The 22,844-nt window shown below is 65.0% G+C and carries 21 protein-coding genes and 1 pseudogene; 16 read left to right on the top strand and 6 right to left on the bottom strand.

Features of this window, described 5'->3' with window-relative positions:
• Positions 1-302 precede the first annotated feature (302 nt).
• A complete protein-coding gene (locus E3T31_RS16770) occupies positions 303-1,037 on the top strand; it encodes a VOC family protein (RefSeq protein ID WP_134470439.1) in 735 nt (244 codons plus the stop codon).
• A 108-nt stretch (positions 1,038-1,145) separates the two neighbouring features.
• Here the strand turns inward: E3T31_RS16770 and E3T31_RS16765 are convergent, their stop codons facing one another.
• The 4 genes and pseudogenes from E3T31_RS16765 to E3T31_RS16750 all read right to left on the bottom strand — a co-directional run bounded on the left by E3T31_RS16765 (position 1,146) and on the right by E3T31_RS16750 (position 6,272).
• Entirely contained in the window at positions 1,146-2,951 is a 1,806-nt protein-coding gene (locus E3T31_RS16765; protein WP_134470437.1) for a type IV secretory system conjugative DNA transfer family protein, read from the bottom strand.
• 164 nt (positions 2,952-3,115) lie between these two features.
• Positions 3,116-3,892, bottom strand: a pseudogene (locus tag E3T31_RS16760) (ATP-binding protein); the annotation flags it as partial.
• Between the two features lie 431 nt (positions 3,893-4,323).
• Entirely contained in the window at positions 4,324-5,253 is a 930-nt protein-coding gene (locus E3T31_RS16755; RefSeq protein WP_134470435.1) for an ornithine cyclodeaminase family protein, read from the bottom strand.
• Positions 5,250-6,272, bottom strand: a complete 1,023-nt coding sequence (locus E3T31_RS16750; protein WP_134470433.1) for a proline racemase family protein — start codon at positions 6,270-6,272, stop codon at positions 5,250-5,252. The genes E3T31_RS16755 and E3T31_RS16750 overlap by 4 nt, the downstream gene beginning before the upstream one ends.
• Positions 6,273-6,355: 83 nt before the next feature.
• Between E3T31_RS16750 and E3T31_RS16745 the strand changes: the two genes are divergently transcribed.
• The 14 genes from E3T31_RS16745 (at position 6,356) to E3T31_RS16680 (ending at position 20,273) form a co-directional block, all read left to right on the top strand.
• A complete protein-coding gene (locus E3T31_RS16745) occupies positions 6,356-7,027 on the top strand; it encodes a GntR family transcriptional regulator (protein WP_134470431.1) in 672 nt (223 codons plus the stop codon).
• 211 nt (positions 7,028-7,238) lie between these two features.
• Positions 7,239-8,414, top strand: a complete 1,176-nt coding sequence (locus tag E3T31_RS16740; RefSeq protein WP_134470430.1) for a branched-chain amino acid ABC transporter substrate-binding protein — start codon at positions 7,239-7,241, stop codon at positions 8,412-8,414.
• 79 nt (positions 8,415-8,493) lie between these two features.
• Positions 8,494-9,387: a branched-chain amino acid ABC transporter permease gene (locus E3T31_RS16735; protein WP_134470428.1), complete on the top strand. Its 894-nt coding sequence runs from the start codon at positions 8,494-8,496 to the stop codon at positions 9,385-9,387.
• A 1-nt stretch (position 9,388) separates the two neighbouring features.
• Positions 9,389-10,429: a branched-chain amino acid ABC transporter permease gene (locus tag E3T31_RS16730; RefSeq protein ID WP_134470426.1), complete on the top strand. Its 1,041-nt coding sequence runs from the start codon at positions 9,389-9,391 to the stop codon at positions 10,427-10,429.
• A complete protein-coding gene (locus tag E3T31_RS16725) occupies positions 10,426-11,220 on the top strand; it encodes an ABC transporter ATP-binding protein (protein ID WP_134470424.1) in 795 nt (264 codons plus the stop codon). Before E3T31_RS16730 ends, E3T31_RS16725 begins: the two co-directional genes overlap by 4 nt.
• Positions 11,213-11,917, top strand: a complete 705-nt coding sequence (locus E3T31_RS16720; RefSeq protein ID WP_134470583.1) for an ABC transporter ATP-binding protein — start codon at positions 11,213-11,215, stop codon at positions 11,915-11,917. The genes E3T31_RS16725 and E3T31_RS16720 overlap by 8 nt, the downstream gene beginning before the upstream one ends.
• Positions 11,918-11,919: 2 nt before the next feature.
• Positions 11,920-13,218, top strand: a complete 1,299-nt coding sequence (locus tag E3T31_RS16715) for an aconitase X catalytic domain-containing protein (protein ID WP_134470422.1) — start codon at positions 11,920-11,922, stop codon at positions 13,216-13,218.
• The gene (locus E3T31_RS16710) at positions 13,199-13,663 is read left to right on the top strand and encodes an aconitase X swivel domain-containing protein (RefSeq protein WP_134470420.1); all 465 of its coding nucleotides are present in this window, start codon (positions 13,199-13,201) and stop codon (positions 13,661-13,663) included. The genes E3T31_RS16715 and E3T31_RS16710 overlap by 20 nt, the downstream gene beginning before the upstream one ends.
• Before the next feature lie 52 nt (positions 13,664-13,715).
• Positions 13,716-14,909, top strand: coding sequence for an FAD-binding oxidoreductase (locus E3T31_RS16705; RefSeq protein WP_134470418.1), 1,194 nt, complete (start codon positions 13,716-13,718; stop codon positions 14,907-14,909).
• Positions 14,899-15,255, top strand: coding sequence for a (2Fe-2S)-binding protein (locus E3T31_RS16700; protein WP_134470416.1), 357 nt, complete (start codon positions 14,899-14,901; stop codon positions 15,253-15,255). Before E3T31_RS16705 ends, E3T31_RS16700 begins: the two co-directional genes overlap by 11 nt.
• Entirely contained in the window at positions 15,252-16,712 is a 1,461-nt protein-coding gene (locus E3T31_RS16695) for an NAD(P)/FAD-dependent oxidoreductase (RefSeq protein WP_134470414.1), read from the top strand. The genes E3T31_RS16700 and E3T31_RS16695 overlap by 4 nt, the downstream gene beginning before the upstream one ends.
• Positions 16,709-17,644, top strand: coding sequence for a dihydrodipicolinate synthase family protein (locus E3T31_RS16690; RefSeq protein WP_134470412.1), 936 nt, complete (start codon positions 16,709-16,711; stop codon positions 17,642-17,644). Before E3T31_RS16695 ends, E3T31_RS16690 begins: the two co-directional genes overlap by 4 nt.
• A gap of 30 nt (positions 17,645-17,674) precedes the next feature.
• The gene (locus tag E3T31_RS16685; protein WP_134470410.1) at positions 17,675-18,676 is read left to right on the top strand and encodes a proline racemase family protein; all 1,002 of its coding nucleotides are present in this window, start codon (positions 17,675-17,677) and stop codon (positions 18,674-18,676) included.
• Positions 18,677-18,683: 7 nt separating this feature from the next.
• Positions 18,684-20,273, top strand: a complete 1,590-nt coding sequence (locus E3T31_RS16680) for an aldehyde dehydrogenase (NADP(+)) (protein ID WP_134470408.1) — start codon at positions 18,684-18,686, stop codon at positions 20,271-20,273.
• A gap of 57 nt (positions 20,274-20,330) precedes the next feature.
• Here the strand turns inward: E3T31_RS16680 and E3T31_RS16675 are convergent, their stop codons facing one another.
• Entirely contained in the window at positions 20,331-21,794 is a 1,464-nt protein-coding gene (locus E3T31_RS16675) for an ATP-binding protein (RefSeq protein WP_134470581.1), read from the bottom strand.
• Between the two features lie 23 nt (positions 21,795-21,817).
• Positions 21,818-22,219, bottom strand: a complete 402-nt coding sequence (locus E3T31_RS16670; RefSeq protein ID WP_134470406.1) for a hypothetical protein — start codon at positions 22,217-22,219, stop codon at positions 21,818-21,820.
• 143 nt (positions 22,220-22,362) lie between these two features.
• Here E3T31_RS16670 and E3T31_RS16665 point away from each other — a divergent pair, with 143 nt between their 5' ends.
• Positions 22,363-22,674 carry a thioredoxin family protein gene (locus E3T31_RS16665; protein WP_134470404.1) on the top strand — a complete coding sequence of 104 codons (312 nt, stop codon included), beginning with the start codon at positions 22,363-22,365 and terminating at the stop codon, positions 22,672-22,674.
• Positions 22,675-22,844: the final 170 nt, after the last annotated feature.

Genomic DNA, 22,844 nt, shown 5'->3' with positions numbered 1-22,844 from the left:
AGCGGCGTCCGCTTGCCCGGACCAGTACGGCCGCGGTGCTTCATATATATAGGGGAGGCGTGCACTTGGCGGGAGCACTCCCAAGACCTAGTGGATGACAGCTCTCGAACGTGATGTGTTGCGAAGCGGTGTGTGTCGGTGGCGGCGCTCATGCGCCCACAACCTACTCAGGTGCACCTGCCGCACCATAGCGTTCGCGCCGGCAGTCGACGGGAGCCAGCCAGCGCGGCGGTTCTGGTACCTGAAGATTGACATGGGCATTGTCTGGTCTCGAATGAGACCGGCCAATAGGCTTGGGCGCCATGGCCCTTCGACTGGTTCAGGTGAATTTCAAGGCACGGGATGATTCAGCGCTCGGCCAGTTTTGGGCGGATGCGCTCGACTGGGGCGTGTCCAGCGAAGGTCCCGGCGTGACCAACCATGAGCCCCCCGGCTTGGTCCTGCCGGATCCGGCCGCCGTCTGCGTCGATGTCGTCACTGTGCAAGACCCCGAGTCCGTCAAATACCGTGCACACCTCGACCTCGCCACCTCTTCATTGGCTCATCAAGCGGAACTGGTCGCGCGATTGAAGACGCTGGGCGCGACATCCGCTGATATTGGTCAAGGCGACGTGCCGTGGACGGTTCTGGCCGACCCAGAGGGCAACGTCTTCTGCGTGCTCGAGCCTCGAGCGATCTACGGGGATACCGGGCCGATCGCCGCAGTGGTCGTCAGCTGTGCGGATCCACGGGCGATGGCACGGTTCTGGAAAGTGGCTATGGACTGGACCCTCCACGAGGTGACCGACGATTTTGCACGGCTGCGGTCGGCGGCGGGAGTCGGTCCATATTTGGAGTTCGTTCGCGTAGCCGACATCACCGTGTGGACCCGCGTCCACCTCGACCTGCGACCGTACCCACACGACGACCAAGCGGCTGAAGTCGCTCGACTGCGAACCCTGGGAGCGATGGATGCCGACATTGGGCAGGGCGACGTGCCGTGGGTAGTTCTCACTGACCCCGAAGGCAACGAGTTCTGCGTTCTCACTCCGGGGTGAGCACGCAGTGGTCGGGGTCACACAGGTATAGCGGATGCTCCCAGTTCGGAAATAAGGTTTTTCGCACGTAAACGTCGGCGAACGCAATCTCGAGCGCCGAGTTCGCTGTCAGTCCGGCTCGTTGACCTGCTCAGGCGCGGGCACCTTCCGAGTCGGTACTCGCATCATCCCTTCGATTTCCTCTCGGTTCGCCCGCAGGTCCTTAGCATCCGACCGCGCGGTCCACATCTGCAGGCTCGCGATGATGGGCGGCGCCGCGCGCAGCATAATGAGGCCGGTGCCGAAGGGCAGGGTACGGATTGTGTCGGGCGGCATGATCGGCACTCGTCGGATCGAACGCTGCGATGACCGTGAACCGCGATCGCCGATGGTCGTCGAGTCGGTCGTCTCGTCGCGGTCGCCGATCAGGGTCGAGAGGTCGTGCAGGTCGCGCGAGTTGGAGCCGCCGCCCAGCACGATTTTGACGATAGAGGAGTCCCAGATGGTGCCAGCGGCGTTGTCGCTCCACTTCGTGCGGGCCTGAGCGAGCGACTGCAGCACGGGCATGGTGGTGATCCCGGTCCCGCCGCCCTCTGCCATGAGCGTGGGGAGCGAGGGGAGCGGTGCAAGGTTGCCGATCTCGTCGAGGGCGAGCAGCAGCGGCGGGTCTAACCGTGCGCCCGCACTCCGGGCAGCGATACGGCGAGCAGTTTCGACGAGGTCTTCGACGAACGCCGACACGAGAGCGGCCGAGTTGTTCGAGCCGGCGCCGGTGGCCAGTAGGTAGAGGGTGCCGTTGCTGCGCAGAAACGCTTCGGGGTCGAACTCCTCGCCCTCCGGCGGGGAGACGGAATCCAATACGCGTGGGTCAGCCAAGGCACCGAGCGAAAGTGAGACGCCCTGCCAGATGGAGTCGCGCGTGCGCGGGTCGGCCTCGAGCGTGGCCCGGAGAGAGTCGCCCCAGCCGGTGGCCGCTGCGGGAGTGCTCAGCAGGATGGAGACGGCGTCGTGGGCGGCGGCCGGGTCGAGGGTCCAACGAAAGAGGTCCGCCGGAGAGCAGCGGTCGAGCGCGGCAGCGTGCAGCATCGACTGCAGTGCAGTGCGGGTTTTGGCTTCCCAGAATCCGCCGCCGTCGACGCCGCCCGCGGCCAGTCCGGTTCCGGCAGCGAGACCGGCCGCGCGGATCATCGCCGTGAGCGGGTCCTCGCAGCCGCGGATCGGTGACCATCGCAACCCGACCGGCACGCCGGCAGCCAGTTGCTGCGGATCGAAGACCGCCACCGGCCCTCGCCGTTGCCGCGCGCGCAAGGTCGTTGTGAGGTTGTCGGGTCGCGTCGAGGTGGTCACGACCGGGCCCGGCGCATCGAGGATGGTATTGATCACAATGTGTGCGCCCTTGCCGGAGCGCGGCGGTCCGATCACCAGGATCGAGTCCTCGACGCTCGCCCACACCGCACTACCGCGCGATCGCCCGATTCGATAGCCGACGTCGGTCGGTACGGCCTTCGCGAGCGATGGGCGAAGGTGCTCAGCGCGCTTCATGATGGCCGAATGCGACGCGGCATGTGCGACCTCGGCACGGGTCGCTAGGCCGGCAATGCGGTTCGGGTCGACCGTCTTCGTGACGCTGCGAAATATGTGCCACAACCCAAAGGCCAGAGCGGATGCCAGCCCCACCAGCACGATCATCGTCACCCAGTATGCGACCGGGTTCAAGCCGGGTGCCCTCAGGGCAGTTGCGCGGCTGCCCGGGTTTAGAAGTACAGCCAGCCCAGTCTCTGGCCCGCCAGTTGGCTGCGCGATCCCTATTGCCCAGGCCGCGACAGTACCCGAGCCGCGAAGCAGCAGAGCTAGCACCGCGGCAGCGATCAGGAGCCCAATGCCGAGATTGGTCAGCTCGTCGCCGAGGTCGGTCTGCGGTCGTTGGGTAGTCATCCGCTTATCAATTCAGACGGCCGAACCGCCGCGTCGGGGGGGAGCGAGCGAAGCTTCGCCCGCAGGAGAAGCAGGCACACACGGCGCTGGGCTCGGGTAGCCCGCGAGCATCGTTCGGGCTCTTGTTCCATGGCTAGCCTCCTCATTCAATACACGGTGCGCAGCTACCGCCCCGACGTCATGCGCGCCGTCGTATCAAACGCCGCGAGCTCGTCAGGGTGCAGTTGATGCTGCACGACAAAGCTGCGATCCTTCACGCGCCACAACCCCTGCCCGGTGCCGAGCGCAGGCAGCAGTTTCTGCTCAGTGCGGCTCAATCCGAGCGCACTCGCCGTGGATCCGAGCTGGTCCGGTTCTTGCCGGTACACGATGCGCGTCTCGGCGTTCGCCAGCAGCGACGATGCCAGTGCGCGCATCGCGGACCCGGAGTCGCCGACGTTGTCGAGGTCGCTCAGCTTGTGAAAAATCAGCATGTTGGCGATGCCGAAGTGGCGAGCGAGCCGCCACTGGGCATCCATTCGGCGCAGCAACACCGGATACGCCATGAGCCGCCAGGCCTCGTCGTAGATGACCCAGCGCTGGCCGCCGGCCGGGTCGGCGAGGGCCGATTCCATCCACGCCGACGAGCACGTCATCAGCACCGAGATGAGCGTCGAGTTCTCGGCCACCCGCGACAGGTCGAGCGACACCATCGGCAGCGACGGGTCGAAGCGCACCGTCGATGGTCCGTCGAAGAGTCCGGCGAGGTCTCCAGCCACCAGTCGGCGCAACGCATGGACGACGAGGCGGCCCTCGTCGTCCTCGGGGTTGGGGGAGAGGATGCGATCAACCACCATCGGCAGGATGGGTACCTCCGCGCTCCGCACCGCATCCGCCAGAGCGAGATCGATAGCCGTGTGCTCGAGCGGGCTGAGTGGTCGCTCGAGCACGGTTTCGGCGAGGCGGTGGTAGGTGATGGGTCGTGGCGTGGACAGAAATTTGTGTTGAGATTCTATTGAGGTACGTGTGGGAGAGCGCCAGGCCCACTCCCTTTAGCCACCAATCAAAGGACGGAGTTGCGCAAGTCGAGGCCGAAGAAGCTGGCGTAATTTTCCCGATGGTAGCTGGTCAGCGGTACCGGCAGCGGCAGCGGCAGGGGCAGGGGCAGAGTAGAAGGCGCGCCAAAAATGGTTGATTCGGCACTGTCGTCAACAACGACTTGCCCGCAATCAGAGATAACGTGACATTCCAGGTGACGGCGTTAATCGCTCTACCGGTTCGTGAAGCAGCGAGAGTGAACGGCGTTCGAAGACGAGCCGACATCAATGCACTCTGCTTTGTCTCGTGGGTTAGGCGCACGAAAAAAGGAGCTGAGTACCCCCGTGCGGTTTTGTCACCTCTCAATTCGATAGACTTCCGCGGCAACGACCAGGTCTTCCCACGACATTCCGGAGCTCTTGAAGACGCGTGGTCGCATGCGATCGACGGCGGTCTCCTCGACGATGATCTGTCGCATTGGCACGAGCGATTCGGCGGAAGCGAGACCTTCACGGATCGGAATGATCAAATCGCCCGCCTCGCGCAGGGCGGCCGTGGTGTCTTCAACCACGATTTGTCCGCGAGCGACGAGTGCAGAAGGCAACTCGCGAGCGTCAGGTTCGTGCGATCCGACGGCGATCGTGCACGAATCATCCGGAACCAGCATTCCGTCAAACAAGGGCTCCCTGGCAGTAGTCGCGCACACGATCAGCTGGGCATCGCGTACATCGTCCGCGGTACCGACGCGCGCGGCAAGGCCAGTCGCCTCGATTCGCGCTGTCAGCTGGCCGGAACGCTCCTGGTTGCGTGCGACTATTACGACCTTGCCGATCAAACGGATCGACCGTAGGGCCTGGATGTGGCCCCAGGCCTGCGGGCCGGACCCGAAGACCACGAGGTTCTCGATTTCGGCGGGCGCGAGAAAGTCCGCGGCCGCGGCTGAAACCGCTGGGGTGCGCAGAGTCGTTAGCGCCGTGCCGTCGAGCAGGGCAACCGGGCTGAGCGTCGCAGCATCCATCAGCACATAGATTCCCTGGATACGCTGTCTACCGATCGCCGGGTTGTTGGGCGCGACGCTGGCGATCTTGACGCCGACGAACTCAGGCGATTCAGTCGGCATGAGGAGAAGCTGACCGTTCCTTAGATCCAGGATGCCGCGGTCGAAGTCGGCCGCAGGGTCGAGACCGGCTAATAGGTCGCGCTGAACAGCGCGAACGGCCGCGCCGAAATCTACGCGGGCGAACACCTCATCGGCGGAGATCCAAGGGAGCGCGCCGGCAGTCATCGCAACACCAATCCCGTTCCAACCGGGTCCGACGGGTCAAGAGTAAAGATGTGTTCTCCGGTCTTGTATGCCATTCCTTCTACCTCGGGGATGATTGCGCCTGGTTTCCCGGCTGGCCCGGCAAGGCGTGCCCGGCCGAGGAATCGGGTGCCCACGATGGAGTCGTGCGTGAACGTCTGCCCGGTGCCGAGACGACCGGAGTCGGCGAGAAGCGCCAGCCGCACTGCGGTGCCTGATCCGCAGGGGGAGCGGTCCACCCGTCCGTCCGCGAACACGGTCACGTTCCGCTGGTGGGGACCATCAGCGGTGTCACCGAGGTCGTCGAAGATGATCGTGCCATAAATTCCGCTCAGTCGATCGTCATCCGGATGCTGCGCCATGTCGCTGTCGTTCAGCGCCCACTTGATCTCGCGTCCAATCCCGAGGAGCGCGTCGTAGTGCTCCGGGACGACGGACAGACCGAGCTTCGACGCTTCGACGCAGGCGTAGAGGGCACCGCCGAAGCCGAGGTCGACTGACACCGGCCCGCGGGAGGTCTGCACCAAGACATCGCGGGCGACCGGATACGAAGGCACGTTTTCGAAGACTACGCCGGTGATCGCACCGGCTGTCTGCCGAACGTGGGCGACGACCCGGCCGGAGGGTACGTCGATCGTGACCGGCGTCACTCCGTCCGCCGCCGCCGAGACCCGACCGGTCGCAACTGCCCAGACCCCGAGCGCGATTGTGCCGTGACCGCAGGCGGTCGAGAATCCGTCGCCGTGCCAGAACAGTGCGCCGAAGTCTGCGCCCGCGTCGTCGGGCGGAACGATGAATCCGCCGTACATATCTGCGTGACCGCGTGGCTCGCGGCAAAGGAGCTGTCGGACCGCATCGACCTCGTCCGAACCCTGCGCGTACACGCGTCGTTCGGCGACGGTTGCTCCGCTGATTTCGGGCATTCCATCCAGCACGATTCGGAAGGGCTCACCAGCTGCGTGGTAATCGATTGTCCGAACAGTTGACGTAATATGGCACATATCATGATCGTATCGAGGCCGAGCAGTCGTCGCGAGTCCTCCGCGAATAGTCTTGGTCGTTCCGCGATGAGAGGGAGTGCACAATGACCGTCTCCGCAATTCACAAGGTTGAGCAGGGGGTGAGCCTGCGCGGTCGCATCGGTGAATCCCTCTCGGCAGCCATCATCTCCGGTGAGCTTGCGCCAGGCGCCCTCGTATCTGTGCCCACTCTCGCCGCCCAGTTCGAAGTTTCGGCCACGCCCGTACGCGAGGCGATGCTCGACCTCGAGCAGCGAGGATTCGTTACCTCGGTCAGAAACAAGGGTTTCCGAGTTACCGAAGTCAGTGAAAAGGACCTTCGGGAAATCGTCGAACTGCGCCAGCTCCTCGAAGTCCCGGCCATGCGCTCGCTCGCTTCCAACTTCCCGATAGCCACGCTTCCGATGTGGCGGGCCATGGCCGCAGAGATCACCTCATATGCGGACAGCTCCAACCTCAGTGGGTTCATCGAACGTGACCGCGATTTTCACCTCGGTCTCCTTGCGCTGTACGGCAACAAGCGACTCGTCGACGCGGTGCGAGAACTGCGGCAGCAAACCCGCATGGTCAACCTCGTCCGTATGCGGGAAAGCAACAAGCTGCACGATTCCGCCCAGGAGCACCACGAGATGCTCGATCTCCTCGAGCAGGGCGACGGCGAGGGGCTCGAAAAGCTCATCATCGTGCACCTCAGCCACGTCGTCAGTTGGTGGTCCGGAGCGCTCGCGGGGCAGTGATGGGGCTTCTCGCCCGCCCCGGCAGAAGCGACAAGAACTTAATCCAATTGTAATATGTCACCCATTACATTGTTGTTTTCCACGTTAGCCTGAGAAAACATCGCCCGCGGGGCGAGGTGCAGTCGGGGAATTTCATAACGTTGACGGCGCAGTGGGTGTTATGTCATATTTTACTGGATCCCTGATTGTCACCATCAATGGAGAGGCAGACATGAAATTCGGAAAACGCGGCGCAATACTGCTCGGCATGGCCACAGCGATACTGCTCACGACTTCGGCCTGTAGCGGCGGCCTGCTCGGCGGTGGAGGCAGTGGGGGCGACAGTACGGACGACTCGGGCCCGATCAAGCTTGGCATGGTCATTCCGATCTCGGGGAGCAGCGCTCCGACTGGTGCGTATATGAAGAACGGTGCTCAGCTGGCCATCAACGAGATCAACGAGGCTGGCGGAGTGCTCGGTCGACAGCTCGAGCTGGACGTGGAAGATGAAGCCTGCGACGCTCAGCAGTCCGTGGCCGGTGCCAACAAAGCGGTCTCCAATGGTGTCGTCGTCTCGGTCGGCGGATACTGCTCGGGCGCGACCCTGCCGGAGATCCCGATCTTTGAGAAGGCCAACATCCCGATGATCATCCCCGCGGCGAACTCGCAGGATTTGGTCAACCAGGGCGCAAAGAACGTCTTCATGATCAACGGTACGGGCAAGCAGCAGTCCACCGCGGCTCTCGCCTTTATAAAGAAGCAAGAGTTGGGGACCGTTGCCCTAGTCGACGACAATACGAGCTATTCCAAGGACATTAACATCGAGACGAAGTCGCAGATCGAGGCAGACGGCTCCGTGAAGGTCGTCCTGAGCACCTCGGTGACGGCCGGGGAGAGTGACTACTCGTCAGTCGTGCGCGACATTATGGGCGCTAACCCCGCACTCGTCTATTGGACCGGTTATTACCAGGAGGGCGGCCTGATCATCAACCAGCTGAAGAATGCTGGTTTCGCAGGGCAAATCATGGTGGCCGACGGAAGCGTCGATGCGTCACTGTCTCAGATCGCGGGAGCGGGAGCTGACGGTGTCTACGCCACGATGACGCAGACTCCTGACACGCTCAAGGGTGCCGAAGACTGGATCGCCAACTACAAGAAGGCGTTCGACTCTGACCCCGGGCCGTACTCGACCCAGTCCTACGATGCGGTCCGCCTCGCGGCCGAGGCGATCAAACAGGCCAAGAGCACCGATGGAGACGCCATCATTACGGCGCTTGAAGCCGTTGACGGGTTCCAGATGTTCTCCGGTCCGCTCAAGTTCACCGCCGAACACACGCTGTCCAGTGGCGGCTTCGTGATCCTCGTGATCGAGGACGGCAAATTCGTGCTTGAGGACGACCTGTCCTAAATCCGTACTGATGGATGCCGCAGCCGACTGCTCAATTTGGCTGCGGCATCCATCACCCAGGCTCATGGAATGGATTGGCATGATTCAACTCATTTGGGACGGGCTGTTCGTCGGTTCCTTCTACGCCCTGATCGCTCTGGGCTACAGCATGGTCTACGGCATCATCAAACTTCTCAACTTCGCGCACGGCGACATCTACATGCTGGGCGCATTCATTGGTTTTGCCGCTCTCACCTCGGTGGGCGGTATCCCCGCGTCGCTCTCCATCGGCGCACTGCTGGTCGTAATGCTGGTCAGCATGCTGCTCACCGGCACGGCCGGCGTCCTCATTGAGAGACTCGCCTACCGTCCGCTTCGGGGCGCGCCACGCCTCGCTGTGCTGATCACCGCGGTTGGAGTCTCGTTCTCGCTTGAGTACGGCATCAGCGCACTCGCCGGGCCCAACCCGCGTGCGTTCCCCATCAGGCTCGAAGGCAACGTCTTCGTCCTGCTCGGGGCCCGCATCTCGCTGCCGCAGATCATCCTTATGCTTATCGCTGCGTTGCTCATGGTCCTACTGAACTTTTACGTTGAGAAGACCTCGACGGGGCGGGCTATGCGCGCCATCTCGTTGGATCGCAACGCCTCGCTTTTGATGGGCATCAACGTCAACCAGGTGATCACCCGCACCTTCTTCATCGGCTCGGCGCTGGCGGGAGCTGCCGGCGTAATGGCGGGCGCCTATTACGGCAAGATCGATTTCCTGATGGGATTCATCATCGGGCTCAAGGCGTTCACCGCCGCGGTCATCGGTGGCATCGGCAACATCAAGGGCGCCATGCTCGGTGGACTGGTACTCGGTTTCGTCGAAGCGTTCGGCGCCGAGTGGTTCGGTGGCCAATGGCGCGACGTCTTCGCCTTCGCCGTTCTCATCCTCTTCCTGACACTGCGGCCCACCGGAATTCTCGGACAGCGCGTTACGGAGCGTGTCTGAAATGAGCGAAAACGTCAACACGACCCTCGCGCCCCGGAAGACGAGGCCGCCCGCCTCGCGGATCTCTCGGCTGTTTGAAAGCAAGCAGCTCGGCTGGATCGCCCTTGCCATCGCCCTGCTCATCCCGCTCCTGATCGCGACACCGTACTCACTGAACGTGATGACAACTGCGGCGATCTTCGTGCTCCTCGCCTCGGGCCTGAACATCGTGGTCGGCTACTGTGGTCTGCTCGACCTCGGCTACATCGCCTTCATGGCTGTCGGTGCCTACACCGCCGGGATCGTCGCCAAGGCATTCGACCTGCCGCTGATCTTCACGATCCCCGTGGTGATCGTCATGACGGTTCTAGCTGGTCTCATCATCGGCGCGCCAACGCTGCGGCTGCGCAGCGATTACCTAGCCATCGTCACCCTCGGCTTCGGCGAGATCACCCGCATTACCGCCAACAACCTCTCGATCACCGGCGGTCCGTCCGGCATCTTCGGTATTCCCGGGCTGCTGAAGATCGGCGACTTCGACCTGCAGGAACCGGCCGTCTTCTACTACGTCACCGTTCTCGTGGTCGCCGCCTTTGTTCTCGCGGCCGCTCGCTTGGGCAAATCACGACTGGGCCGGGCTTGGCGTTTCGTCCGTGAAGACGAAGACGCCGCGGAGGCCATGGGCATCCACACCTACAAGGTGAAGCTGATGGCCTACATCTTCGGCGCGGTCTGGGGCGGGTTCGGCGGCATCCTGTTCGCCGCGCATCTCTCAGCAGTCTCACCACAGAGCTTCATTTTTCTCCAATCGGCGCTCGTGCTGATGGCCGTGGTGCTCGGCGGCATGGGCAATATGCGCGGTGTGGTCATCGGCGCCGTGGTGATCAGCCTGCTGCCCGAGCTGCTGCGTGACCTGTCCAGCTACCGGTACCTGGTCTTCGGACTATTGCTGGTCGTGGTGATGGTGTTCCGTCCGCAGGGATTTTGGCCAGCGCGTGGGTACGAGCCTGAACGCGTGGGCGATGTCAGCGACCGCAGACTCGCGAAGGGAACGGTTCGATGACCGCCGTTCTCGAAGTCACGGACCTTCACATTGCCTTCGGCGGTGTGAAAGCCGTCGACGGGTTGAGTTTCTCCGTCGGCGCTAAGGAGATCATCGCCGTGATCGGCCCGAATGGTGCCGGCAAGACCAGCGCGTTCAACTGCATCACGGGCTTCTATAAGCCTTCCGGCGGGGCCGTGTTGCTCAACGGGCAGAATATTACCGGCAAGCGCCCAGCGGACATCGCCGCGGCCGGGGTGTCACGTACGTTCCAGAACCTGCGGCTATTCCCGGACTTGACGGTTCTTGACAACGTGCGCGCCGGGATGCACCTCTACGGCGGACAGAATTGGCTGGACGCTATCCTGCACACCCCCCGGTTCAAGCGCAGTGAGGCCGCCTACACGGAGGAGGCTCACCGCTGGCTCGACTTCGTGGGCTATTCCGGCGCCCGAGGGGTGCCCATCCGCAACCTGTCCTATGGTCAGCAGAAACACGTCGAGATTGCCCGGGCGCTCGCGCGCAAGTCTGGGCTGTTACTGCTGGACGAGCCGGCGGCCGGGCTGAACTACACCGAAAAGCGGGATCTGCTTGACCTGTGCCAGCGAATCCGCGAATTGGGTACCGCGATCGTGCTGATCGAGCACGACATGGGCCTGGTGATGGAGCTCTCGGAGCGCATCGTGGTGATGAACTTTGGCAAGGAGATCGCGGACGGCACTCCGGCCGAGGTCAAGGCGAACCCCGCCGTGATCGAGGCGTATCTCGGTAAAGACGATGACGAGGAGGTACCAGCTCGTGGCGATGCTTGAATTCGACAATGTCGCGGTGTATTACGGCAAAGTGCAGGCGTTGCGCGGCATCAGTCTCACTGTGGAGGAGGGTGAAATCGTCGCCCTGCTCGGCAACAACGGCGCGGGTAAGACCACGACCCTGTCCACGGCCTCCGGGCTAGTCAAGTCGCACAGCGGCCGAGTCTCGTTCAATGGAACGGACATCACCAAGGCGCAGCCCTGGAATGTCGTCGGCGCCGGCCTGATCCACGTGCCGGAGGGACGCCGCATCTTCAGCACCATGACGGTGCTCGAAAACCTGCAGCTCGGCGGCTACCTGGTGAAGGACCGGGCCCTCGTCGCGCAGCGGATCGCGCGGGTCTACGAGCTACTGCCGCTTTTGGCCGAGCGCCGCGCCCAGCAGGGCGGAACGCTATCCGGCGGTGAGCAGCAGATGCTCGCCATCGGGCGTGCGATGATTGCCGGACCAAAGATGCTCATGCTCGACGAACCGTCGATGGGACTGGCCCCGTTGATTGTCGCTCGGGTGATGCAGGTCATTTCTGAGATCCGTGACCAGGGCACGACGGTGCTGCTCGTTGAGCAGAACGCGCGTGCCGCGCTCAAGGTGACCGACCGGGCGTACGTCATCGACGGGGGAACGACCACGATCGAGGGCCGCGCGGTCGACCTGTTAGGTGATCCCCGCATCATTGACGCCTACCTCGGCGCCTGAGGATGACAACCCTGTCTGGACAGGCTCGGCAACCGGTGGAACTGCACCTCACTGCCGACGATGAGGCGAAGCTCTCCGGCGCTCTCGGGCCCGGCATGGCAATGGCCATGCGCATCGTCGTGGCGTTGGCGCGCCTCTCGCTCGCGCCGCAGCTGATCGACGTGGAGTCCGCGCACATCGACGGATGTCTGTACCACGGCCAGGCCGGACTCGACTTTGCCGAGAAACTGGTCGACCTGGGTGCCGTCGTGACCGTACCGACTACGCTGAATGTCAGTTCACTCGACCTCATGCATCCGGGGCTCGTGCGGCAGGGCCCGGCCGAAACGGCAGCGGCTCGCCGGCTGATGGACGCGTACGTTGCGCTCGGTGCCCGGTCGACCTGGACCTGCGCGCCCTACCAGCTGGGCGGGCGGCCAACGGCGGGCACCAATATCGCCTGGGCCGAGTCGAACGCGATCGTCTTCGCGAACTCGGTGCTCGGCGCGCGCACTGCTCGCTACGGCGACTTCGTCGACATTTGCGCCGCCATTACTGGCCGCGTTCCGCTGGCCGGTTTGCACGTGCCGGAAAACCGAATTCCGACAATGCAACTGGATTGCTCGGCGATCCCGAGCCGAGTGCTCGACTCCGACGCGGCATGGGCTGCGCTCGGGTTCGTCGTTGGCCAGCAGGTCGGCGAGAGCGTCTGCATCCTCACCGGAATCGCGCCGGAAGTCGCCGACGAGGACCGCCTCAAGGCGCTCGGTGCGACCGCGGCATCAAGCGGCGGGGTCGCGCTGTTTCACATCGAAGGGGTCACCCCGGAAGCGGTCGCCGCCGCCGCGTGGCCCGCCGACGGGGTACCTCGGGTGGAAATCACCCCGACGATGTTGCGGGCGGCCCGCGATGAGTTGACCACCGCCACCATCGGCGATCGCCTCGATGCGGTGTCGATCGGTACACCCCACTTCTCTCTGACCGAGTTCGCCAAGTTGGCCGAGATCCTCGGCGACGGCGTACCGTTCCACCCATCGTGCACGGTCTGGATCTCCACCTCGCGCGATGTTCTCGCGACGGCCCAAGCGGCCGGGTTCGCGCAGATCTGCGAGGCGTCCGGCGCGAGAATCGTTGTCGACACCTGTACCTACCTGGTGCCTATTCTCGCCGAGACGGTGCGCACGGCCATGACCACCTCTGGCAAATGGGCCTGGTACGCGCCGGCCAACATGGGCATCAACGTGGTGTTCGGCTCCATGGCCGAGTGCATTGACTCGGCACGCGCGGGGCGGGTGATTCGCAATGAGTCGGCTTGGCAGTGACGCTGCAGTACGGCAGATCCGCGCGCTCACGCTCTGCGCAGGAGACGGATTCGGTGACATTCTCTGGCTCGATGAACCGCTATCGTTCTGGGGCGGAACTGACCTCGCCAGCGGGGTCATCACCGACGTGCACCACCCGCAGCGAGGGATCTCCCTGGTTGGCCGCGTGGTCGTGATGAGCGCCTCCCGCGGGTCTAGCTCCTCCTCGAGCGTGTTGGCCGAGCAAGTGCGCGCGGGCGTCGGCCCGGGCGCCATCCTGTTGTCGTCCCGCGACCTGATCGTGACGCTCGGTGCCCTCGCGGCGGCCGAGGTTTACGGAATCCGGATGCCCATCCTGCTCCTTGATGCGGCCGGGCTCGCCCGGCTGCCGCGGACGGGACCGGTCGTGGTTTCCGCGACCGACGCTGCGGCATCCGTCAACTGGTCCGTTCCGAGCACCTTGTAGTGTGTAACATATTATTATCGGGCGAACCAGCGCAGAGCAAAGGCGGAGCGAAATGACCAACGACGTGATCATCGTCGGTGCGGGCATCATTGGCGCTGCTTGCGCACGGTCGCTCGCCGCCGCCGGCTGTGATATCACCGTGGTGGACCGCGGAACGACCGCGGGCGGCACGTCCTCCGCCTGTGAGGGCAACCTTTTGGTCTCCGACAAGGGCCCGGGCCACGAACTCGTGCTCGCCCAGTACGCATCGACGCTGTGGAAGGCTGCCACAGCCGACCTCACCGAGCAGCTCGGCCCGCAGTTCCCATCGGTCGAATACGACGCGAAGGGCGGCCTCGTGGTCGCCACGACGGAGGCCGGAGCCCGCGTGCTGCTCGACTTCGCGGCGAGCCAGCGCGCCGCCGGCGTCGACGCGCGTGTGCTGGACGCCTCCACGGCCCACGAACTCGAACCCGACCTTGCTCCGGGAATCACGGCCGCGGTGCATTACCCGGACGACGCGCAAGTGCAGCCAACCATCGCTACCGAGGCCCTCATTGCCTCGGCCAGGCGCTATGGAGCTCGACTCCTCGAGAACACGCCGGTGACCGGGCCCATCCTCGATTCAGCTGGTGCCCTCGTCGGGGTGAAAACAGCCGCTGGCGACCTGCGCGCGAGCCGGGTACTCATCGCGGCTGGACCCTGGTCGGGCGAGGTGGCCGCGCTTCTCGGGGTACACCTACCGGTGCGCCCGCGCCGCGGTGAGCTGCTCGTCACCAGCCGCATGCCGCACCGAATCTTCCATAAGGTCTACGACGCCGACTACGTGGGCGCCGTCGGCTCCGACGACAGTGCCCTTCAGACCTCCAGTGTGATCGAATCCACGGCCGGCGGCACCGTGCTGATTGGTTCCTCGCGTCAGCAGGTCGGGTTCGACGCGCGCCTCCGCGTAGATGCACTCAGCGAGATCGCGGCTAAAGCCATCCGCCTCTTCCCGTTCCTCGCTGGCGCCGCGGTGATCCGCAGCTACGGCGGATTCCGCCCGTTCATGCCAGACCATCTACCGGTAATCGGCGAAGACCCACGGATGCCGGGCCTCTGGCACGCGGCCGGCCACGAGGGTGCGGGAATCGGCCTCAGCCTCGCCACCGCAGAACTCCTCACCGCGCTCATGCTGAAGCGCCCCACCCCGCTCGACGCGTCCCCCTTTTCCGCAGCACGCGCCTCACTCGCGCCTCACCTCCAGGCGGTCGCATATGCCTTCTAGACTGCTTCCCTTTCGCAAGGACTCGATCCGGCCCGTGTCGCCGACCCCGGTGACGATTACCGTGAACGGCGAACCGACGACCGGCGTGGCCGGGCAGAGTCTCGCCGGGGTCATCCTGGCCGGTGGAACGCTCGGGTTCCGCCAGACCTCTGTCGCCGGGCGTCCGCGGGGCGTATTTTGCGGAATAGGTGTCTGCTACGACTGCTTGGTTGAAGTCAATGGCCAGCGGGACGTACGCGCCTGCCAGCGCCGCGCGGCCGAGGGCGATGTCGTCAGATCTCAGCATGATCCCCTTCCGGCCGGGCCCGGCGAGGCGACCCCAACGCAGGGAGGAACAGCCTCATGACCCAGGTCCTCGTCATCGGCGCAGGGCCGGCCGGGCTTGCCGCCGCCCTCGCAGCGCGCGCGCTGGGCGCTTCCGTGACAGTACTTGACTCGTCCGACCAGCTCGGCGGCCAGTTCTGGCGCCATCTCCCCGCCGCCCGCCCCGCCGCGCGAGAACGCATCCTGCACCACGGCTGGGACACGTTCCTATCCCTCAGCGCCACGCTTGAATCCGACGACGGATGCCGCATCATCTGTTCCGCAAACGTGTTCGCCCTAGAAACGGCGGCGCCCGGCCCCGGCACGGTGCACGTCATCGTCGGCGCCCCCGACGGTGTCGGCCGAAAACGCCTGCGCTTCTCACCCGATGCCATCGTGCTCGCCACCGGCGCGCACGACCACACCCTGCCATTTCCCGGTTGGGACCTGCCCGGTGTGTTCACCGGCGGCGCCGCGCAAGCCCTTGCCAAGGGCGAACGACTCGCCATCGGCCGCCGCGTCATTGTCTCAGGCGCTGGCCCGTTCCTGCTTCCGGTCGCTGCATCGCTGGTCGCGGCTGGGTCCCGCGTGCTCGGTGTGTACGAAGCGAATCGACTCCCTGCGCTGGTACGCGGTTGGCTGCCGCGGCCCTGGCAGCTGCTCGGCGCGTGGAAAAAGGGCGCAGAACTCGGCGGGTACGCGCGCGGCCACCTGGCCCATCGCATCCCGTACAAGCTCGGCCGAGCCGTCGTAGCCGCGCACGGAACCGACCGGGTCGAATCGGTGACCGTGGCGAAGGTCGCGGCCGACTGGACGCCGATCCCGGGAACGGAGCGCCGCATCGCGGTCGACGCCGTGTGCGTGAGTCATGGCTTTACTCCCAGGCTCGAATTAGCAATCGCGGCGGGCTGCGCACTCACCCGGGAACGGTTCGTCCGGGTCGACGACTGCCAACACAGCAGCATTCCTGGTGTTTTCGCGGCCGGTGAAATCACGGGAATTGGCGGCGTCGATCTGGCCCTGGCCGAAGGCACCATCGCCGGCCACGCCGCGGCCGGCGGAGCTGCCGGAGACCGGGAGCTTCGTCCGATACTGCGCAAACGGCGCACCTTCCAAGGGTTCGCCGCGCGCATCGAGGCGGCCCACGGCATCCGCGCCGGCTGGCCGGAGATGCTGACGCCCGACACGATCGTCTGCCGCTGTGAAGAAGTGACCTACGGACAGTTGTGCGAAACCGCGGAGAGCACCGGCTCGAGATCGCTGCGCGCCATGAAGCTCAGCACGCGCGCGAGCCTCGGCATCTGTCAGGGTCGCATCTGCGGGCGCAGCGTCGAAGAGCTCCTCGCCTGCCGCGCCGGGGGCGGATTGGTCGACGGCGTGAGTACAGACCGCCGACCCATCAGCGGCACGATCAGGCTTGGCGAACTGGCCGCCGCGGCGACCCCCACAGACTCCTACCGTCTAACCAGCAAGTCTGAACCCTCGAAAGGAACGTTATGACCAAGCAGGCCTTCGACCTCGGCGGCGTCATCGTCGCTACCACCCTCGCCTTCAAGGAAGACGCCGCTTCCCCCGCCGGCCTCGCAGTCGACTACGACAAGTTCGCCGCCCACTGCGACTGGCTGATCAGCAACGGTTGCCGCGGAGTCGGCCCGAACGGTTCGCTCGGCGAGTACTCCTCCCTGACCGACGACGAGCGCCGCAAGGTGGTCCAAGTGGCCGTCGAGGTGGTCGACGGTCGCGGCCTCGTCATCGCTGGCGTGCACGGTGTCGGCTGGCACCAAGCGAAGCAATGGGCCCAGTACGCCAAGGATGACGGCGCCGATGGCGTGCTGCTACTTCCGCCGACGATCTACCGTGCGAACGAGTCAGAAGTTATTGAGCACTACAAGCGCGTCGCCGAGGTTGGCCTGCCGATCATGGCTTACAACAACCCGTTCGACACCAAGGTCGACCTCCTACCCAGCCTCGTCGCGAAGCTCGCCGAGATCCCGGAGGTCGTCGCGATCAAGGAGTTTTCCGGCGACATCCGCCGAGTGCTGGAAATCAAGGAACTCTGCAATTTAGACGTCATCTCGGGTGCGGACGACCTGCTCTTCGAGTCGCTTGTCGTCGGCGCGACCGGCTGGTTCGCCGGCTACCCCAACGCATTCCCACGTGAGGCTGTCGAGATTTACGACCTGGTCAAGGCCGGAGAAATCCCCGAAGCGCTCGAGCTCTACACTCAACTTGTCGCCGCGTTCCGGTGGGACTCGAAGACCGAGTTCGTGCAGGCGATCAAGCTGTCGGTCGACCTCGCTGGCGGCAGCTACGGCGGGCCGACTCGCCCGCCTCGTGGACCGCTCAACGCGGTGCAGGAAGCCCAGGTCCGGGCGGACACCAAGAAAGCGCTCGACTATATCGAGGCTCGCCGCGTCGTCGTGGCCGCGTAGCTCAGCCATCGCTCCTGAGAGGACTGCACCATGCGTTCGAAACGGATGTTCACGGCCGTCGACTCCCACACCGAAGGGATGCCCACCCGGGTGATCACCGGTGGTGTGGGGGTGATCCCTGGCGCGACCATGAACGAGAAGCGACTGTATTTCATGGAGCATCTGGACGACATCCGTCTGTTCCTGATGAATGAGCCCCGCGGCCACAAGGCGATGAGCGGTGCGATCCTGCAGCCCTCGACCCGACCGGACGCCGACTGGGGCGTCGTATACATCGAGGTCTCCGGATGCCTGCCCATGTGCGGCCACGGAACCATCGGCGTTGCGACGGTCCTGGTCGAAACCGGCATGGTCAACGTGCAGGAACCGGTCACCACGATCCGGCTCGATACTCCGGCCGGGCTGGTGATCGCCCGTGTCGCCGTCAGCGATGGGCACGCCGACTCGGTGACCATCGAGAACGTCCCGTCGTACAGCGTGCGACTCGACGACACGGTGGACGTGCCCGGCTACGGCACCGTGCCATACAGCCTCGCCTTCGGGGGAAACTTCTACGCGATGGTCGACCTCGACTCAGTGAACCTCCCGTTCGACCGTGCCAGCCAAGAAGAGATCCTACAGGCGGGTCTGGCCATCATGGGCGCGATCAACGCCACCAACCCGCCACGGCATCCGGAAATTGACGGTCTCGACCACTGCCACCACGTCGAATTCATCGCCCCCGGATCGACCGCGGAGTATTCGCGGCACGCGATGGCGATCTACCCCGGCTGGTTCGACCGCTCTCCCTGCGGCACTGGGACCTCGGCGCGAATGGCCGAACTCTGGGCACGCGGCGAACTCCCCCTCAACCAGGACTTCGTGAATGAATCGTTCATCGGGTCAAAGTTCACCGGCCGCCTCATCGGGGAAACCACCGTCGGCGGCATCCCCGCCGTCATCCCCACCATCACCGGCCGTGCGTGGGTCACCGGCATCGGCCAGTACCTGCTCGATCCGTCCGACCCCTTCCCCACCGGATTCCAGTTCTAGGAGCACCATGACGTCTGCCATCGCTGCCACCGCTGCCACCGCTGCCACCACGACTCCAGCGCCAACTTCGCCCGCCGAACTCGGACAGATCGCGGAGCGGGCGACAGATGCCGCGCCCCTCTGGGCAGCACTGCCGCCGCGTAACCGCGCGCGCGCCCTCGTCGCCGCAGCGGACGCGCTGGAGGCCAATCGGGCGGAACTGGTTTCCGTCGCGATGAGTGAGACTGGCCTCAGCGAGGCTCGTCTCACCGGCGAACTGACCCGAACGGCCGTCCAGCTTCGACTGTTCGCGGATACCATCGTCGACGGGTCATACCTTGACGTGCGCATCGACGACGCAGACCCCCACTTCGCGCTCGGCGTGAGGCCCGACCTCCGCCGCTACCGCATCCCCGTTGGTCCCGTCCTGAACTTCGCGGCGAGCAACTTCCCCTTCGCGTTCTCTGTGGCTGGCGGCGACACTGCGGCCGCCTTGGCGGCCGGTAACCCGGTGATCGTGAAGGCCCACTCCGGGCACCCCACGCTGTCCGAGCGCACGGGCGCGATCGTGGCCGCAGCCCTCGAAGCTGCGGGAGCCCCGGTCGGAACCTTGCAACTCATCCATGGCCAGGCGGCCGGCGTCGCATTGTTGAAGGATCCCCGCATCGCAGCTGGCAGCTTCACGGGATCAATCCGCGCAGGCCGTATCCTCGCTGATATCGCGGCGGCCAGGCCAGCGCCGATTCCCTTCTACGGTGAGCTCGGCAGCGTCAACCCTGCCTTCGTCACACGGGCCGCACTCGCCACGGGTGCCGACGCAATTGTCGACGGATACATCACCAGCGTTTCCGGGTCGGCCGGCCAGCTCTGTACCAAGCCCGGTTTCCTGTTCTTGCCCGCCGGGCACGGACTCTCGGCCGCACTTGCTGCCCGAGCGGATGCCGTTGCCGAGCACCGTCTGCTGAACCCCGGAATCGCCGCCGGTTACCGCGCTCGGCGAGCTAGCATCCTCGCCGCTCCCGGTGTCATCCCGATCGCGGAGGGCTCACTGCGCTTTGATGACGAGGGGCAAGGCTGGGCCACACCGACAATCGTCAGCGTTCGCGCGGACGACCTGATCGCCCAGCGCGACGCCCTGCTTGACGAGGCCTTCGGACCGCTGTCGATCGTGGTCGAGTATGACAATGAAGACGAGCTGGCCGCTCGTGCCGAGAATTTGTTCGAGGGTAACCTCACCGGAACCGTGCACGCGGGAGTTGGGGAGGCCTCGCCGTCCCTTCGCGCGCTGATCCGGTGGATCGCCGAGCACGCCGGACGGGTGCTCTTCGGCGGCTGGCCGACCGGGGTAGCAGTCACCCCGGCGATGCAGCACGGGGGCCCGTGGCCGGCGACCACCAACGACACCAGTACCTCTGTTGGCAGCGCGGCGATCGAGCGGTTCCTGCGCCCGGTCGCCTATCAGGACGTGCCACAGCCGCTCCTTCCCGAACCACTTCGCGACGAGAACCCCTGGGGTGTTCCGCAACAGCGTGGCCGTGAGGGGGAGTCCCTGACTTGGGGTCAACTAGAGGACGCCGACGAGGGCCTACAACCGGACACCATGGAACCCGCTCTGTAGCACTTCCTTGATTTCGTTCATACTGACCCCCATGGAGCACAGAGCCGAGGTGCGCAGCTATTGCCCGGACGTCATCCGCGCAGTCGTGTCGAACGCCGCGAGCTCATAAGGATGCAACTGGTGTTGCACAACAAAGCTACGATCCTTCACCCGCCACAACCCCTGGCCGGTGCCGAGCGCAGGCAGTAGTTTCTGTTCGGTGCGGCTGAGCCCCAGCGCGCTCGCCGTGGATCCGAGCTGGTCCGGTTCTTGCCGGTACACGATGCGCGTTTCCGCGTTCGCGAGCAGTGACGATGCGAGTGCGCGCATCGCGGACCCGGAGTCGCCGACGTTGTCGAGGTCGCTCAGCTTGTGAAAAATCAGCATGTTGGCGATGCCGAAGTGGCGAGCGAGCCGCCACTGGGCATCCATTCGGCGCAGCAACGCCGGATACGCCATGAGCCGCCAGGCCTCGTCGTAGATGACCCAGCGCTGGCCGCCGGCCGGGTCGGCGAGGGCCGATTCCATCCACGCCGACGAGCACGTCATCAGCACCGAGATGAGCGTCGAGTTCTCGGCCACCCGCGACAGGTCGAGCGACACCATCGGCAGGGATGGGTCGAAGCGCACCGTCGATGGTCCGTCGAAGAGTCCGGCGAGGTCTCCAGCCACCAGCCGGCGCAACGCATGGCCAACCAGGCGACCGTCGGCGGCGAGGCGGCCCTCGTCGTCATCGGGGTTGGGGGAGAGGATGCGATCGACCACCATGGGCAGGATCGGCACCTCGGCGCACCGCACGGCATCGGCCAAAGCGAGGTCGATCGCGGTGTGCTCGAGCGGGCTGAGTGGTCGCTCGAGCACGGTCTCGGCGAGGGCGCCGATCAGGTCGCGGCGCCGGGCTGCCAGCTGCGCCGACCACTCCGCATCTGAAACGGATGCGGCCCGGTGGCCTTCATCGAGCGGGTTGAGCCGATTGCGCAGGCCGTGGCCGAGAATGATGGCCTTGCCGCCGACGGCCTCGGCGACGGCGGTGTGCTCGCCCTTCGGATCGCCCGGCACGTAGACGCGGCGACCGAAGGGGAGTGAGCGGGTGTAGAGCGACTTCGCCAGTGACGATTTGCCGGAGCCGACGATGCCGGCCAGTACGATGTTCGGCGCGGTGATCATCCCCTGTTGGTAGAGCACCCATGGGTCGTAGACGAAGGATCCGCCGGAGTAGAGATCCTGCCCGACGAAGACGCCGGCCGAGCCGAGCCCGGCCTCGGCCAGAAAAGGGTAGTGGCCAGATAACGTCGCCGTGGTGTCCTGATGCTTGGGAAGTTTCAATCGCCCGGGCGTCCGCAGTTGTGAGGGACCGGCCTCGCCGGATTTGGGCAGATAGGCGTCCGATCGCGCTTCGTCCCGCTCGGCCTGCCAGCGCGTGCGCGCCGCGAGGGTCGTGGCCTGCCGCGCATCCGCTTCGATCTTCACGGCCTCTCGCCGGCGCGCTCGACGGTCACGGCGCAGCTCGCCGCGCGGCTCGACCAGCGCGGCCGTGTGCATCCGCTCGGCTACATCGGAGTCTTTCACAGCGTGACCGTGCGCTCGGCCAGGCGGGCTGACCGCGGGGCGGCCCAGATATCGTCTCGACGTGGAGCCGGGCGGGCCGGCTGTATTTCAGTTTCCAGCGGATGCCACCGCAACAACGAAACATACCGGTACGTCCTGCTGTAGGTCAGCGCGTACGGTGAGCCGTCGTGCTCGATGATGTGGTCGGTGCGGCCGGCCGGGATGCGGTCGTAAACGTACCCGTCCTCGAGGGCGGCGTTGGTCGTGGCCTCGCCGAGGTCCCGTGGCTGCAGGTAATCGAAGGCAGCGGATGCTCCGGTTCGGTCGATGAGGCCGAGCACCGCGTCGGCCTCAGTTCCTTGCAGGAAGGCGACACTGATCCATCGAGATGTGCGGTTTTTCGATTCGTACCCAGCCATGCGTCGCTCCAATCACGATTCGCTTCGTCTTGGAGGTGCGCAGTGAACTACGCGGCAGGGGACTGCGGTGACAGAATTGGCAAAGAGGCTCCGCACCGGTCGTTCGATTCGGATCTGGACGACTCCCGCGGAGGACGAAATTAATGGCGATCATCGAGCTGCTCCACATTGCAAACTGTCCGAATTCGGAAGTAACCCTTCAGCGCCTGCATCGCGCAGTCGCGAACACGATGTCCTCGAACACATCGGTTAAGCCGACGCTGGTCGATTCTGCCGAGACGGCCGCACGTTTGCCCTTTGCCGGATCGCCGACGATCCTCGTCGACGGAGTCGATCTCTTCCCGACGGATGGCCGCACCAGGGACCTCGCCTGCCGGATCTATCCCACGCCGAACGGCATGGCGGGAGCTCCGACCCAGCAACAAATCGAAGCCGCGCTCGTCGCTCATGGATGACGCCTCAGAATTAACCTGTTCCTGCTGCGGTGGTTTCTACGCGCGCCGCAGGCTGCACGCACTCAGCGACACCGTCTACATTTGCCGTCGATGCGGGTTGTGGGTCGCACTCCGGTTCAAGGCCGATCCTCTCGGGCACGATCAGCACTGATCGAGATCCCTCGAGCTGT

The organism is Cryobacterium sp. TMS1-13-1 (genome assembly GCF_004403125.1).
Lineage (GTDB): Bacteria > Actinomycetota > Actinomycetes > Actinomycetales > Microbacteriaceae > Cryobacterium > Cryobacterium levicorallinum.
The sequence above is the reverse complement of the archived record's forward strand: the minus strand, read 5'-3'. Positions and strand labels throughout refer to the sequence as shown.